Source organism: Aquimarina hainanensis (genome assembly GCF_042684685.1).
GTDB classification, from domain to species: Bacteria; Bacteroidota; Bacteroidia; order Flavobacteriales; family Flavobacteriaceae; genus Aquimarina; species Aquimarina hainanensis.
On sequence record NZ_JBHULX010000030.1, the window covers coordinates 164,406 to 178,750 of the forward strand.

Genomic DNA, 14,345 nt, shown 5'->3' on the forward strand with positions numbered 1-14,345 from the left:
TCATTTTAGGTGCATTTTTTTGGCTAACTCTAAATCAATAATCATAAAAAGTATTTTCAAAATATACTTCATCAATGATCATGCCATAATTATATTTCTGAATATTTTTTAGAGAGCGCTTTGTTTATTTTTATAAAGAATTCATCCGTTTTGTAAGGTTTAGGAATGATATCATTAAACCCATTAGTGAAGAACTCATCGAGATTATCGTCTAATGTTACAGCTGTAAGTGCAATGATCGGAATATCTTTATTAAAGGTTCTTATCTTTTTTGTTGCTTCTATTCCGCTAATCCCCGGCATATGAATATCCATCAGAATAAGATCAAAATCAGATTTGATTGTCTTCTCTATAGCGAGATGTCCGTTATCGGCAACATCGCATTTTATTTGATGTTTTTCTAATATTTTTCGGGTAATAAGCTGGTTAATTTTATTGTCTTCTACGATTAAAATGTGCTTGTTAGCCATTTTGTTGTAGTCAATTTGTTTGGCTTCTTCTTTATGGGTGTTTGAGAGTTTTTGCAAGGCTTCAAACTCCAGGTTAAAAGAGAATTTAGACCCTTTGTTTAATTCGCTTTCTAATTTAATATCGCTATTGAGCAGGTTGAGCAGGTTTTTTACAATAGGAAGCCCGAGTCCTGTACCTCCGAACTTTCTGTTGATCTGGATAGATCCCTGAGTAAAGTTTTCGAATATGCTATGTTGTTTTTTCTCAGAGATTCCTACTCCGTTATCTTCCACTTCGAAATGAAGAAATACTTTATTTTTTAGTTTGTTAAGTAGCTTTACGCGGATCCAGATATCTCCATTATGTGTAAATTTAATAGAGTTACCTATCAGATTGATCAGTATTTGTGATACTTTTAGAGGGTCTCCTTTTAATCGGGCAGGAATTTGCTCATCAAACTGATAGTGCAAGGTGTTTTTTCTGTCTTTAGCGGATTTCCCTAATGCAATTAGGACGTCGTTGATTCTCTTTTTGAGATTAAACGAGATGTTTTCTATTTCTACTTTATTAGCTTCTAATTTGTTTAGGTCGAGTATGTTGTTGATCAGCGATAGGAGGTATTCTCCTGAGAACTTTAATGAGTTGAGATGTTCTTTCTGATTTGGGGTTGGACTCTCTTCTAATAGTAAATGTGTCAATCCGGTTACCGCATATAATGGAGTCCGCAATTCATGAGTTATGGTTGATAAAAACTGAACTTTAGCTTCACTGGCTCGTTCTGCATTCTCTTTGGCAAGTAGTAATTCTGCATTTTTGTTTTGCAGTAATTCATTCGCTCTTGCTCTAAGGTTGTTGTTTTTATAAAGAGAGAGTGTTAGAAGTGATAAGATAGTGATAAGAGCAATGCTCAAAATAGTAGTTAGTCGCCCCAGTTTTAATGTTCGTTGTTGTTGTATGTTTTCTTCTGTAAGTTCTTCTATCGTTATATTATTATCATTAAGACTGAGATGTGTACTGATCTCATTGGTGATAAAATTGTTCTTTAGAGTGCTTAAGGAATCTGAGATTTGTAAATATGATTTTAGATGTGCTAGGGAGGTTATGGAGTCTCCTTGTAGCTCGTGTAAAATACTAAATGTTTTATGAGCGTAAGCTGCCAGTTCTTTCCAATCTGATTTTTTACTAATTTCTAATGCTGCCGTATTGGTAAGAAAGGCACTGTCTAATTGGTTTAGATCAATCTCAGTGAGTGCTTTGTTTAGTAGTAGCAGATTTTTATTGTAATCCTCTGTGGTACTTATTGCGATTCCTTCATTGAAATGCTTGAGTGCTTCGGGAGTATTTTTTCTTTTTCGGGCGAGCAACCCTGAATTGAGATATATCGCAGACCGCAGTAATGGATTGGAATGTTTATTTTCTAACTCAGATGCTTTGTTTAACATTTTTTTAGCATCTTCATATTCTTGTAAGGTAATATGAAGTGATGCGTAGGTATTATATGACACAGCTAATGCGGGTTCGTCTTTTTCTTTTTCCTGTATTTTTATAGCAGTGAGTACTTGCTCTTCTGCTTTCTGATAATTACCCAGCCGATAATATAGTTGTCCCAGAACGTGATTTATTTTTGCGAATGATTTTCTGTCCTGATCTCTGATAGCTAGTTTTTTAGCAGATATAATATAGGAGATCGCTTGGTCAGCTCTTGTTCTGTTTATGGAATAAGATGCGTTTTTTAGATGTAAATCTAAGGAGTCTTTTATCTTATTATTAGCCAGATTATCCTTACAAAAGGAAGGGGTTTTGGGGCAGAATAATAGAACGATAATAAAGACAAAATGTTTAGTTAAGACAGGCATTTTTCTTTGAATAACTCAACTAATATAGTTAATTCTTGTTAATCTTTAGAATTAAATCGATGATTCTGTTGCTATATCCTATTTCATTATCGTACCATCCGATGATTTTTACCATGTTGTCAATAACAGAGGTCATCTGTGAATCAAACACGCAAGAATGTGAGTTTCCTATGATATCAATAGATACAATAGGGTCTTCTGTGTAATCGAGAATTCCTTTCAGGTATGTTTTGGAAGCTTTTTTAAAAGCGTCATTAATTTCTTCTATAGAAATTTCTTTTTTTACATTAAAGGTGATATCGGTAAGAGATCCGTCCGGGACAGGGACTCTGATTCCACAGCCTCCGATAACACTGCTCAAATCCGGAAAAATTTTAGTTAATGCTTTTGCGGCTCCCGTAGTAGTAGGGACAATAGATTGTCCAGCAGCTCTGGCACGTCTTAAGTCTTTGTGTGGCTGATCGTGTAGGCTTTGATCTGTAGTGTAACTGTGAACAGTGGTGATATACGCTTGCTCTATTCCGCATAATTCTTTTATTACCCGGATCATAGGGGCAGCATTGTTAGTGGTACAAGAAGCATTGGATATAATTGTTTCCGTACCGTCTAATATATGATCATTGACACCAAGAGCAACAGTCTTAATACTATCATCAATAGGTGGGGCAGAAAGAATTACTTTTTTAGCGCCGGCAAGTAGGTGCTTCTCTGCTTGTTGCTTGTTTTTGAACTTCCCGGTGGCTTCGATGACAATATCAACATCGTATTTCTTCCAGTTACAGGAAGCTGGTTCTTTTTCGTTTAATAAAGGAAAAGCATGGTCATTTACTACAATAGTATTTTCTGTATGCGATATAGTGCCGGGTAAGATACCGTGAATACTATCGTATTTTAATAGGTGACTAAGTGTTTTAGTGTCGGCTAAGTCATTAATGGCTACTACCTGAATAGTAGGGTGGTCTAAAAGAAGTCGGAATAAATTTCTACCAATTCTACCGAATCCATTAATTGCAATTCGTATGGAAGTACTCATGGTATCGCGATGTGATTTTTTTTCGAAAAAGAATTATGTCAGGTGCTTTTGTGCTCTGTAAGATGAGCGAACCAAGGCGCTGCTTTCTACATGTCTGAACCCCATTTTTAATCCAATTTCTTCGTATTTCTTAAACTGATCTGGTGTAATGAATTGCTTAACAGGAAGGTGTTTTTTACTAGGTTGTAAATACTGACCAATAGTAACAATATCCAGGTTTACAGCCCTTAAGTCTTCTAATGTTTGGATAACTTCTTCTTCTTTCTCTCCTAATCCAAGCATGATTCCGCTCTTGGTTCTGTTGATTCCGCTATCTTTTAAGTATTTTAAAACTGCTAAACTTTGTTCGTATTTTGCTTGTATTCGAACCTCTCTGGTAAGTCGTTTTACGGTTTCCATATTATGAGAAACAACTTCGGGTTTTACAGCAATAATTCGATTTATGTTTTTGTGTTTTCCTTGAAAATCCGGGATTAATGTTTCTAATGTTGTATTGGGATTCATTCTTCGGATTGCCTGAATTGTTTCTGCCCAGATAATGGATCCTCCATCAGCAAGATCATCTCTGTCTACAGAGGTAATCACTGCATGTTTGATATTCATCAGCTTTATAGATCGGGCTACTTTTTCCGGTTCTTCCCAATCAACAGTTTCAGGTCTTCCGGTTTTTACTCCGCAAAAACCACAGGAACGAGTACATATATTTCCCAGGATCATGAATGTGGCTGTCCCTTCACTCCAGCACTCTCCCATATTCGGGCAACTACCGGAAGTACAGATGGTGTGAAGCTTGTATTTGTCCACCAAACCACGGAGCTCTGTGTATTTCTTTCCTGTAGGAAGTTTAACACGTAGCCATTTAGGTTTTCCTTTAGGTGGTTTCACTGAAGTAACAGCTGTATTCATATAAGCAATTATTTTTTACAAAAATACAAAGATCGCATGGATTTATAGAGTGCTATTGGTCATCCATCGCTTTTTTATCTGTTTTTTTCTTTTTTTTATAATGATTCTTAATATGTAAGAATTTGATATTTCGATGTTTTGTGATCTGGGGTATGTTAATAAGTGACTGATAAAAAGAGTAGCAGGGAAGGGTTATTTTTTTGGAGATTTAATGATTTCGGCCAATAATTTTCTTGCTCTGAGAAGTTTTACCTTAACATTGTTAATTGGTTCATTTAATGTGCTTGAAATCTCTTTGTAGCTCAGCTCCTGAAAATAGCGCAAATTAATAACTTGTTGGTAATGAGGTTTTAGTTGTTTGATGTATAGTAGTAGTTGTGCCAGGTTTTGTTCTGTGATTAATTTATCTTCAGGGGTAGGGGTGTCATCTGCAATTTTATAGACTGCTTCTCCTACTTCATTCGTTGTTTTGGTCTGAATGGAGGCATTTTTTTTGCGAAGCAAATCAATATGAATGTTCTTGCTAATCTGAATTAACCAGGTTTTAAAACTATACTCCTCTTTAAAAGTGTGAATTTTATCAAAAGCTCTGGAGAAACTCTGGATAGAGATATCTTCTGCTTCGTATTCATTCCTTACTCGTTGTAACTGGAAATTGTATACATCGTTCCAAAAAGTATCCAACAAATAATTAAAAGATGTTTGTTTTCCTTCTTTGGCTTTTTGTATGTGATCTAACAGTGTTAAGGATTCTTTTTTCAATGATCTGTGTTTCAGAAATATTTTTTGCGGATTATTTGCTGTGACCAGCATCATCACAAGAGGCGTATTGATCCGGAGTTTTACCACATAAAGAACAGGATTCTCCTTCTTTGTTTAAAAACGGGCTTTGACTAGCGCATGTTCCTGCAAATTTCCCATCTTTTTTAGCCCAGATTTTTATAGCAATTCCAGCAAAGGCAATTAGTAAGATCCCAATGGTAAGAAAAAGTAATTTCATTTAATAAAGTAATAACAATAAGTGCAAAGATACAAAGAATATGTACGATGTTCTATATCACGACTGAAATTAACGCTTTCAGGGATACAATTTTAAACACAGAAAGTGGAGCTGATTTATATAATATTGACTTCTGTTTCCAGAACGATATTAAACTTGTCAGCTACTTCTTTTTGAATGGAGCGGGAAATTTCTACTATTTCTTTTCCAGTAGCATTTCCGTAGTTGACCAATACCAGTGCCTGATTTTTATGAATTCCGGCATCTCCCCATCGCTTGCCTTTAAAACCACATTGTTCTATAAGCCATCCAGCAGGAACTTTGGTGGTTTGATCATCGACAGGGTAGGATGGGATTTCAGGATATTGTGCTTTGATCTCTGTAAAAAGTTTGGTTGGGATAACAGGGTTTTTAAAGAAACTGCCGCTGTTCCCAATTTCTTTTGGGTCCGGAAGCTTGCTTTTGCGAATAGCGATAACGGCATTGGCGATATCTCTAATCGTGGGCTGCTTGATCTCATTTTTTGACAGTTCTTTTTCGATGGCACCGTAACTAGTATTTATCGTATGGGTTTTGTGGGTTAGTTCAAAGGTAACACTAGTGATAATATACTGTCCTTTTATATCGTTTTTGAAAATGGAATTTCGGTATCCGAACATACATTCTTCTTTAGTGAATATACGTTTTTCTCTTGTTTTGATATGAATAGCGGAACAGCGTATAAATGAATCTTTGAGTTCTACTCCATAAGCACCTATATTCTGAATAGGAGCACTCCCTACACAACCGGGGATTAAGGAAAGGTTTTCCAATCCTCCATAATCGTTGGTTACGCAATACTGTACAAAATCATGCCAGTTCTCTCCTGCCATGGCTTTAATTTGTACACTAGTGTCAGAAGTGTTTTCTACAGAAATACCCTTATTGTTCATGTGAATAACCAGGGCTTCAATATTTTTTGTAAGTAACATATTACTGCCTCCACTTAAGACAAAAAATGGTTTTTGTAGCTTAAGTACTTCGATGAGTTCTCCTTCTGATTGTATTGAGATGAATTCAGAAGCTGTAACGTCGATACCAAAAGTATTATACTTTTTGAGGGACTTCTTGTATTCTATATTCATCATTTTGATATTTTTCTAAAGCTAACTGTAATATTTTGGTAGCTTGTGATAAGTCTCTTCTGTTGAGTACATAGGCTATTCGTACCTGGTTTTTCCCCTTGTCTCTACTGGAATAAAACCCGGCAGCTGGAGCGAGCATAACAGTTTGGTTGTCAATATGGAATTTATCTAATAGCCATTTAGAGAAATGTTCAGCATCTTCTACAGGTAATTCTGCAATGCAATAGAAGGCACCGTCAGGAATACTTACCTTAACCCCGGGAATGTTTTGCAATCCTTCTACAAGAGTATCTCTTCTCGCTTTGTATTTTGCAATGGTTTCCGTGTAATAAGACGCTGGGGCATCCAGTGCGGCCTCACTTGCTATTTGCGCAAATGTCGGAGGGCTTAATCGTGCCTGAGCAAACTTCATAGCCGTGTCAATTACATCTTTGTTTTTACTGATCAGGCAACCGATTCTAGCTCCGCACATACTGTATCTTTTGGAAACGGAATCGACTACAATTGCATGTTGCGCTAGTCGATTGTCTTGTAATATAGAGTAGTGTTTAGAATCGTCATATACAAATTCCCTGTATACTTCATCGGAGATCAAAAACAGATCGTACTTTATGGCTAAGTCTGCTAATTTTTTGATTTCTTCTTTACTGTATAGGTATCCTGTTGGATTTCCGGGATTACAGATTAAGATTGCTTTTGTTTTTGGAGTAATTAACTTTTCGAATTCTTCTATATCAGGAAGGTTAAACCCATTCTCTAAAGAGGAAATAACAGGAACTACTGTTACAGAGGACTGTGTAGAAAAGCTGTAGTAATTAGCATAAAAAGGTTCGGGGACAATGATTTCATCTCCGGGATCAGTAATGCTTCCCATAGTAAATATAAGGGCTTCACTTCCTCCTGTTGTGATCAGTACATTATCAGCAGTGATCGCGATCTGGTGTTTGGAGTAATAAGCAGCCAGTTTTTCTCTGAAACTTCTAAACCCGGCCGAATGACTATAGCTAAGAACCTCTACTGTATGATTTCGTACAGCGTTTAATGCTTCTATGGGGGTTTTAATGTCTGGTTGTCCGATGTTCAACCTAAAAATATGCTTGCCTTCTTTTTCTGCCTTTTCGGCAAAAGGAACCAATTTTCGAATTGGCGACTCCGGCATTGCTTTTCCTTTACTCGATACTATTGGCATTGGTCTTATCTAAAAATAAATAGCCGCTAATTTCTTAAAATTTTTAAAAAATAGCGCACTATTGTGCTAAAAATTGAAGTAAATTATTATATTCATTGTAATGAATACGATGCCCAAAGAAAATTATCAATTTTTGACCTATAAATTACTGACTCTTTTTTTCTTTTTTACATCTCTCCTTTTTTCACAAAGAGGTTTTTTGCTTGATTCGGAGTTAACAAAAGACAAGATAAAATTTGAACTTGCTAATAATTTGATTGTGATTCCTGTAGAGCTAAATGGAGAGAAATTATCTTTTGTATTGGATACAGGAGTAGGAACGACTATTATTTTTAGTCTGGAAAACAAAAAATATTTAGAACTGAAAAATATTTCTAAAATTAAACTTAGAGGATTGGGAGGGGGAGATGCTCTGGAAGGGATCAAATCGGTGAATAATCAATTAAAAATAGGGAATTCTCTAAGTCGAAATCATACGGTTTATATGGTGTTTGATGATAGTATTGATTTATCTTCTAGAATGGGGTTTCCTGTGCATGGTATTATAGGATATGACTTTTTTAAAAATTTTGTGATAGAGGTTAATTATGCCTCAAAAATATTGAAAGTATACAATCCGGAGTCCTATACATATAAAAAGTGTAAAAAATGCTATGATACTGTTTTGGACTTTAATAATGGTAAACGACCATATGTCAAAGCACGATATGAATCATCGACGGGACTGGTGGATCTTAATTTATTGATGGATTCCGGTTCGGGCTCTGCACTTTGGTTGTTTGAGAATGCAAAAAAAAACATCAGAATTCCTCAAAATTCTTTTGTTGATTTCCTGGGAAAAGGGTTTAACGGAGATATCTATGGGAAGAAAACAAAGGTAGAAGGATTGCGTATCGGGGATTTTAAAATTAAAAATGTAACGACATCTTTTCCTGATTCCTTATATATTCGGGGAGTTTCTAAACTTAGAAGACAGGGGTCTCTGGGGGGAGGTGTGTTGAAAAGATTTAATGTTGTTGTTAATTACCCGGATAAGAAAATCAGGTTCAAAAAGAATAAGTATTTCAAAAGACCATTTTACTATAATATGAGTGGTCTGACGATACAGCATACCGGTGTTCGGGTACAAAAACAGCTGAGAAATTCTAAATCGGCGGTTTCTTTTAGCTTTGAAACAAGAGGTGGAAAAGAAGAAGGAGATATGGTGAGTTTTACAGAATACAAATCTAATTTTCATTATAGCCTGGCAAAACAATATGAAGTGGTTGATGTGCGGAAAGGTTCTTCAGCAGCAGCAGTTGGTTTGAAGAAGGGGGATGTCTTACTGGCGATTAACGGTAAAAATGCAGATGAGTATAAGTTATCGGACCTTAATGATCTGTTTTATTCCAAAGAAGGGAAGAAAATTCGGTTAAGAATAGAACGATTAGGAGTGGAGCTGACATATACATTTCGTCTTAAAAAAGTAATATAGCAATAAAAAAAAGCACCGATAAAATCGGTGCTTTTTTTTATAAGAACTGATAGGTTCTTCTCTTCTTTATGTTTTCTTAAAAATAATTTTATTTCTTAGCGAGTACAGTTCCTTTTATTTTTATAGCTTTTGTGGATTCTTCTGCATTAGAATAAACCGTAATAGTCTTTCTGATAGGACCTACTCTTTTTGTGTCGTATTTTACTTTGATGACACCATTGTCTCCAGGAGCGATAGGGTCCTTTGGTTTTTCAGGAATAGTACAACCACAACTAGAGTATACTCTGGAGATAATAAGAGGAGCGCTTCCTGTATTTGTGAATTCAAATTCGCGAATACCATCGCTTCCAGCTTCTATTTCACCATAATCGATAACATCTGTTTTGAATTTTATTTGCGCTTTGGCTTCTTGTGCATTTATTGTTGTACCTAATAAAGCAACAAATAAAATCATCATTATATTTTTCATAGTGTAGGTTTTTATTGTTTGTAAATGTAGTTACTTTTTATGCAACTTCAAAACCTAAAAAGGCTTTCCTGTTGTCGTTTATAATAATTACTTTTGCACTTTAAAAATCAAAAATCAGACCAAAGTATGGCTTCATCAGGCAAATATGACTCAAAATCAGTAGAAGATAAATGGTATAACTATTGGATGGAAAATAATTATTTTCATTCAGAAGTTGATGATAGAGAGGCGTATACGATAGTCATTCCTCCTCCGAATGTCACGGGAGTGCTACATATGGGGCATATGCTTAATAATACAATTCAGGATGTTCTTATCAGGCGTGCGCGTCTGAAAGGGTATAATGCGTGCTGGGTTCCGGGGACTGATCATGCTTCTATTGCTACAGAAGCAAAAGTGGTAGCTAAGCTGAAAGAAGAAGGGATTAATAAAAGCGACCTGACCAGAGAAGAATTCTTGAAACATGCCTGGGAGTGGACGCATAAACATGGAGGAATTATATTAGAACAGCTAAAAAAACTGGGAGCTTCATGTGATTGGGAGCGAACGGCTTTTACTATGGATGATAATTTATCCGCTTCTGTTATAAAAGTTTTTGTAGACTTATATAATAAAGGATTGATTTATAGAGGATATCGAATGGTGAATTGGGATCCACAGGCCAAGACCACCTTGTCGGATGAAGAAGTGATTTATGAAGAAAAACAAGGGAATTTATATTATTTGAAATACAAGCTGGAAGGGAGTGAAGAAACGTTGACAATTGCGACTACTCGTCCAGAGACTATCATGGGAGATACAGCTATATGTATCAATCCTAACGATGAGCGATTTGCACACCTAAAAGGAAAGAAGGCGATTATTCCAGTTGTAGGAAGAGCAATTCCTGTTATAGAAGATGAATATGTAGATATGGAGTTTGGTACAGGGTGTCTGAAAGTGACTCCTGCTCATGATCAGAATGATAAGGTACTGGGAGATAAGCATCAGTTAGAAGTGATCGATATTTTTAATGATGATGCGACACTCAATGCGAATGGACTGCATTATGAAGGAAAAGATCGTTTTGTAGTTCGCAAAGAGATTGTAAAGGAGCTGGAAGCAATCGGAGCACTGGAAAAAGTAGAAACACACCTTAATAAAGTAGGGACAAGTGAGCGTACCAAGGCAGTAATCGAACCTAAGTTAAGTGATCAGTGGTTCTTAAAAATGAAAGATCTGGCAGCACCAGCACTTACTGCAGTATTGGATAAAGAGGTAAACCTGGTTCCTGAGAAGTTCGTCAATACATATCGTTACTGGATGGAGAATGTGCGGGATTGGAATATTTCGAGACAATTGTGGTGGGGACATCAGATTCCTGCATATTACTTCGGAACAGGGAAAGAGGATTTTGTAGTAGCAGAAACCAGAGAGGAAGCGTTAAAGTTGGCAAAAGAAAAATCAGGAAATAATGATTTGTCAGATGCAGACTTAACTCAGGATCCTGATGCATTAGATACTTGGTTCTCTTCATGGTTATGGCCAATGAGTGTATTTAATGGAATACTGGAACCGGATAATGAAGAAATTAAGTATTACTATCCGACGAATGATTTGGTTACAGCTCCAGAGATTTTGTTTTTCTGGGTAGCAAGAATGATTATAGCGGGGTATGAATATCGAAAAGAAAAACCATTTACCAATGTTTACCTGACTGGGATTGTTAGGGATAAGAAGAGACGTAAAATGTCTAAATCCTTAGGGAATTCTCCGGATCCGTTAGATTTGATTGATCGTTATGGAGCAGATGGTATTCGCGTAGGGATGTTATTGAGTTCTCCGGCAGGAAATGACCTGATGTTTGATGAAGAGTTGTGTAAGCAGGGAAGTGGTTTTGTAAATAAAATATGGAATGCTTTTAGGTTGATAAAGGGATGGGAGATAGATGAAACGATTCCTCAGCCAGAAGCTTCAGGAATAGCACTTGAGTGGTATCGTTCCAGATTCCAGCAAGCCTTAAGGGAATTAGAGGATAGTTATGCTAAGTATCGTATCAGTGATGCGCTGATGACTACGTATAAGTTAGTATGGGATGATTTCTGTAGTTGGTTACTGGAAATGATTAAACCGGCATATGGTAGTCCAATCGACGGGAAAACATATAAGGAAGTTATTGCAGTGTTAGAGGAAAACCTAAAAATACTTCACCCATTTGTGCCATTTATTTCAGAAGAATTATGGCATCAAATCTCGGATAGAACCAAAGAAGAGGCGTTAATTATAGCAGAATGGCCTAAAGAAAGGGCTGTTAATAAGGAATTGATTGCGCAATTTGAAATCGCAGCAGCTGTAGTGTCAGAAATTCGGACAATAAGAAAGGAAAAGAATATTTCTTTTAAAGAGCAGATTGAGATGTCAGTATTGAATCATGAGAAGTTTAGTACGGCATTTGATGCGGTTATTGCTAAACTGGGGAATATTTCTGCGATATCTTATGTAGATGATAAGGTAGAGAAAGCACTTTCTTTCCGAGTAAAATCTAATGAGTATTTTGTACCCATGTCAGGAGCGATTAATGTAGATGAAGAAATAAAGAAGTTGAGCGAAGAATTGGCGTATACTGAAGGGTTTTTGAAATCTGTACAAAAGAAGTTACAGAATGAACGATTCGTTAATAATGCACCTGAAAAAGTAATTGAAGTTGAGCGTAAGAAACAGGCGGATGCAGAAGCTAAAATAGAAACACTGAAATCGAGTTTAGCTAGCCTAAAGAGCTAATAGAGTAACATAAAATGATTATATAAAGTTCGGAAAGTATTTGCTTTTCGAACTTTTTTGTTTAAAAAATGTTAAAGCTTGACTGGGAATTTAACCAATATATAACAGCAAAAATTCTATTGTAAGATAGGGTGGGTTGTATATTTGTAACAGAATGTTTTATAAAGGTTTATAATCTTTTACGCCAGTTTTTTTGGTTAAAACATTATTAGGATAAAATAAGAAAATCTATACGAGAAGCTTTAATAGCTCTCGGGATAATCTTTGTTTTCAAATACTTTTTTTAGTATGTCTTCGACAAATTGATTGATTGTAAGAGACTGAAGTGTGTTGTATTCAGTCTCTTTTTTTATGCTTTTAAATCAGTCAATGATGTATTTATTGACTAATTCTATATATTTTAATTTTGCTTCTTTTACGCTGAGGTGTTTTACCTGAAATAACGCATTTAATTTAAAGGCATTTCTCAGTTCGCTGTTACCAGAAGGGGAGTGCATGCCCATGCCCTGTGATAAGCTTGCTTGTTTGTAATATGCATAAAAGTGAAGCATGATATCAGGCGGTAATTGTATTTTTGTGTTTGATGCCCTTCTGAATGCTTCTTTGAATTCAATATCTATTTTCTCTTCTTCCGTCATATAAATTATAAACTAGCGATAATACTCTCGCCCCCTCTTACTTTTTCATTGAGTGATACATTGAGTTTGGTGCCTATGGGCAGATATAAATCTACTCTGGAGCCAAATTTAATGAAACCACTGTCGCTACCTTGTGTGACTTTTTCTCCTTCTACAGCATAGTTGACAATACGTTTGGCTAGTGCTCCGGCAATCTGACGATATAAAACATCAATATGATCGTTTTTTACAACTACTGTAGTTCGCTCATTTTCTTCAGAAGCTTTAGGGTGCCATGCAACTAAGTATTTTCCTGGATGATACTTGCTGAATAAAACGTCTCCGTTAATAGGGTGTCGGGTAACATGGACATTGATTGGCGACATAAAAACAGAGACTTGAAGTCTTTTTTCCTGAAAATACTCTTTTTCAAAAACTTCTTCGATAACAACTACTTTTCCATCAACAGGAGATACAACAGAAAGGTCATTTACTTTTGTTGTTCTTTTTGGATTTCTAAAAAATTGAAGAATTAGAAATAAAAATATCAATGTAACAATCAGGATCGCTACTTGCCATTCTCTTATTTGTAATGCTACATATGATGCAAGATTAATTCCTAAGAATAAGACAATTGATATGGATATGATTTTATAGCCTTCTTTATGAAACATAATTTAGAATTTGTAAAAACAAGTATAAAAAAGGACTGGCGAATATAATGCTGTCCAGACGATCAAACATCCCTCCATGTCCCGGCATAATTGCTCCGCTGTCTTTTACTCCAGCCTGTCTTTTGAACTTAGACTGAATCAGATCTCCAAGAGAACCAAAAATACTCATAATTACACTTATAATCAACCAAATTCCGGTTGATAATGTTTCTGTAAAGGTAGCAATTAAATATCCTGCCAGTAGAGAGAAGACAAGCCCACCAATAAAACCTTCTATTGTTTTTTTAGGGGAAATGCGTTCCAGTAATTTGTGTTTTCCAAAGTTTTTACCGACTAAATATGCGAATGTATCATTGGTCCAGATCAAAAAGAAAGAGCCCGCCATAATCATGGGTTCATACTTGTTGTTATAGATTGGTATTTGGGTTAAAAATATAATTGAGGTTATTAGATAAAATATACTTGTTAGGTATTTCTTTTTTTCGAACATCGGAATAATCCGTATGCTTATTAAGTCCCTGATCAATAAAATTTCAGTAGCTATTGTCAGTAATAGTATAGTGAGTACTACATAATCAGGAAGGGTAATGCTGTTGAATAGCAACATTAAAAAAGCAAATAGAAAATAGAGCCATATTTTATTATAGCGAATCAGTTTCTGGAATTCGTATAAGCTTAAAATTCCAAAAATAAAAAATACGCCTATAAAGGTGTATCTAGAGATAAAAATGGATAGGAGCAATATAAGGATATACAAAAACCCAGATAAAGACCTTGTTATTATTTCCTTCAT

At 35.6% G+C, this 14,345-nt stretch carries 13 protein-coding genes; 2 read left to right on the forward strand and 11 right to left on the reverse strand.

What is annotated here, in order from left to right; translation table 11 throughout:
* Positions 1–89 precede the first annotated feature (89 nt).
* The 7 genes from ACFSTE_RS15045 to ACFSTE_RS15075 form a co-directional block, all read right to left on the reverse strand.
* Positions 90–2,306 carry a response regulator gene (locus ACFSTE_RS15045; RefSeq protein ID WP_378253703.1) on the reverse strand — a complete coding sequence of 739 codons (2,217 nt, stop codon included), beginning with the start codon at positions 2,304–2,306 and terminating at the stop codon, positions 90–92.
* Positions 2,307–2,334: 28 nt separating this feature from the next.
* The gene (gene gap / locus ACFSTE_RS15050; RefSeq protein WP_378253705.1) at positions 2,335–3,339 is read right to left on the reverse strand and encodes a type I glyceraldehyde-3-phosphate dehydrogenase; all 1,005 of its coding nucleotides are present in this window, start codon (positions 3,337–3,339) and stop codon (positions 2,335–2,337) included.
* Between the two features lie 33 nt (positions 3,340–3,372).
* A complete protein-coding gene (lipA, locus tag ACFSTE_RS15055; RefSeq protein ID WP_176027019.1) occupies positions 3,373–4,245 on the reverse strand; it encodes a lipoyl synthase in 873 nt (290 codons plus the stop codon).
* A 192-nt stretch (positions 4,246–4,437) separates the two neighbouring features.
* A complete protein-coding gene (locus tag ACFSTE_RS15060) occupies positions 4,438–5,007 on the reverse strand; it encodes an RNA polymerase sigma factor (protein WP_254884068.1) in 570 nt (189 codons plus the stop codon).
* 31 nt (positions 5,008–5,038) lie between these two features.
* Positions 5,039–5,245: a membrane or secreted protein gene (locus ACFSTE_RS15065; protein ID WP_176027018.1), complete on the reverse strand. Its 207-nt coding sequence runs from the start codon at positions 5,243–5,245 to the stop codon at positions 5,039–5,041.
* Positions 5,246–5,361: 116 nt separating this feature from the next.
* Positions 5,362–6,369, reverse strand: a complete 1,008-nt coding sequence (gene murB / locus ACFSTE_RS15070) for a UDP-N-acetylmuramate dehydrogenase (protein WP_378258880.1) — start codon at positions 6,367–6,369, stop codon at positions 5,362–5,364.
* The gene (locus ACFSTE_RS15075) at positions 6,332–7,558 is read right to left on the reverse strand and encodes a pyridoxal phosphate-dependent aminotransferase (RefSeq protein ID WP_378253709.1); all 1,227 of its coding nucleotides are present in this window, start codon (positions 7,556–7,558) and stop codon (positions 6,332–6,334) included. Before ACFSTE_RS15075 ends, murB begins: the two co-directional genes overlap by 38 nt.
* 100 nt (positions 7,559–7,658) lie before the next feature.
* Here ACFSTE_RS15075 and ACFSTE_RS15080 point away from each other — a divergent pair, with 100 nt between their 5' ends.
* Positions 7,659–9,032: an aspartyl protease family protein gene (locus tag ACFSTE_RS15080; protein ID WP_176027016.1), complete on the forward strand. Its 1,374-nt coding sequence runs from the start codon at positions 7,659–7,661 to the stop codon at positions 9,030–9,032.
* A gap of 88 nt (positions 9,033–9,120) precedes the next feature.
* On the opposite strand, the gene ACFSTE_RS15085 is transcribed toward ACFSTE_RS15080, so the two are convergent.
* Entirely contained in the window at positions 9,121–9,501 is a 381-nt protein-coding gene (locus ACFSTE_RS15085) for a DUF1573 domain-containing protein (RefSeq protein WP_176027015.1), read from the reverse strand.
* Between the two features lie 126 nt (positions 9,502–9,627).
* On the opposite strand from ACFSTE_RS15085, the gene ACFSTE_RS15090 reads away from it, so the two are divergent.
* Complete coding sequence (locus tag ACFSTE_RS15090) at positions 9,628–12,261, forward strand: valine--tRNA ligase (RefSeq protein WP_378253711.1); 2,634 nt, start codon at positions 9,628–9,630, stop codon at positions 12,259–12,261.
* A gap of 362 nt (positions 12,262–12,623) precedes the next feature.
* On the opposite strand, the gene ACFSTE_RS15095 is transcribed toward ACFSTE_RS15090, so the two are convergent.
* The 3 genes from ACFSTE_RS15095 to ACFSTE_RS15105 are packed head-to-tail and all read right to left on the reverse strand — an operon-like array spanning position 12,624 to position 14,345.
* On the reverse strand, positions 12,624–12,899 hold the full coding sequence (locus tag ACFSTE_RS15095; protein ID WP_176027013.1) for an acyl-CoA-binding protein: 276 nt from the start codon (positions 12,897–12,899) through the stop codon (positions 12,624–12,626).
* Positions 12,900–12,904: 5 nt separating this feature from the next.
* Positions 12,905–13,552, reverse strand: coding sequence for a phosphatidylserine decarboxylase family protein (locus ACFSTE_RS15100; protein ID WP_176027012.1), 648 nt, complete (start codon positions 13,550–13,552; stop codon positions 12,905–12,907).
* Positions 13,542–14,345, reverse strand: a complete 804-nt coding sequence (locus tag ACFSTE_RS15105; RefSeq protein WP_176027011.1) for a phosphatidate cytidylyltransferase — start codon at positions 14,343–14,345, stop codon at positions 13,542–13,544. The genes ACFSTE_RS15100 and ACFSTE_RS15105 overlap by 11 nt, the downstream gene beginning before the upstream one ends.

Bases quoted from the DNA above. Each gene is read 5' to 3' on its own strand.
- ACFSTE_RS15045 (WP_378253703.1), bottom strand. From the start codon at position 2,306: ATGCCTGTCTTAACTAAACATTTTGTCTTTATTATCGTTCTATTATTC.
- gap (WP_378253705.1), bottom strand. From the start codon at position 3,339: ATGAGTACTTCCATACGAATTGCAATTAATGGATTCGGTAGAATTGGT.
- lipA (WP_176027019.1), bottom strand. From the start codon at position 4,245: ATGAATACAGCTGTTACTTCAGTGAAACCACCTAAAGGAAAACCTAAA.
- ACFSTE_RS15065 (WP_176027018.1), bottom strand. From the start codon at position 5,245: ATGAAATTACTTTTTCTTACCATTGGGATCTTACTAATTGCCTTTGCT.
- murB (WP_378258880.1), bottom strand. From the start codon at position 6,369: ATGAATATAGAATACAAGAAGTCCCTCAAAAAGTATAATACTTTTGGT.
- ACFSTE_RS15075 (WP_378253709.1), bottom strand. From the start codon at position 7,558: ATGCCAATAGTATCGAGTAAAGGAAAAGCAATGCCGGAGTCGCCAATT.
- ACFSTE_RS15080 (WP_176027016.1), top strand. From the start codon at position 7,659: ATGAATACGATGCCCAAAGAAAATTATCAATTTTTGACCTATAAATTA.
- ACFSTE_RS15085 (WP_176027015.1), bottom strand. From the start codon at position 9,501: ATGAAAAATATAATGATGATTTTATTTGTTGCTTTATTAGGTACAACA.
- ACFSTE_RS15090 (WP_378253711.1), top strand. From the start codon at position 9,628: ATGGCTTCATCAGGCAAATATGACTCAAAATCAGTAGAAGATAAATGG.
- ACFSTE_RS15095 (WP_176027013.1), bottom strand. From the start codon at position 12,899: ATGACGGAAGAAGAGAAAATAGATATTGAATTCAAAGAAGCATTCAGA.
- ACFSTE_RS15100 (WP_176027012.1), bottom strand. From the start codon at position 13,552: ATGTTTCATAAAGAAGGCTATAAAATCATATCCATATCAATTGTCTTA.
- ACFSTE_RS15105 (WP_176027011.1), bottom strand. From the start codon at position 14,345: ATGAAGGAAATAATAACAAGGTCTTTATCTGGGTTTTTGTATATCCTT.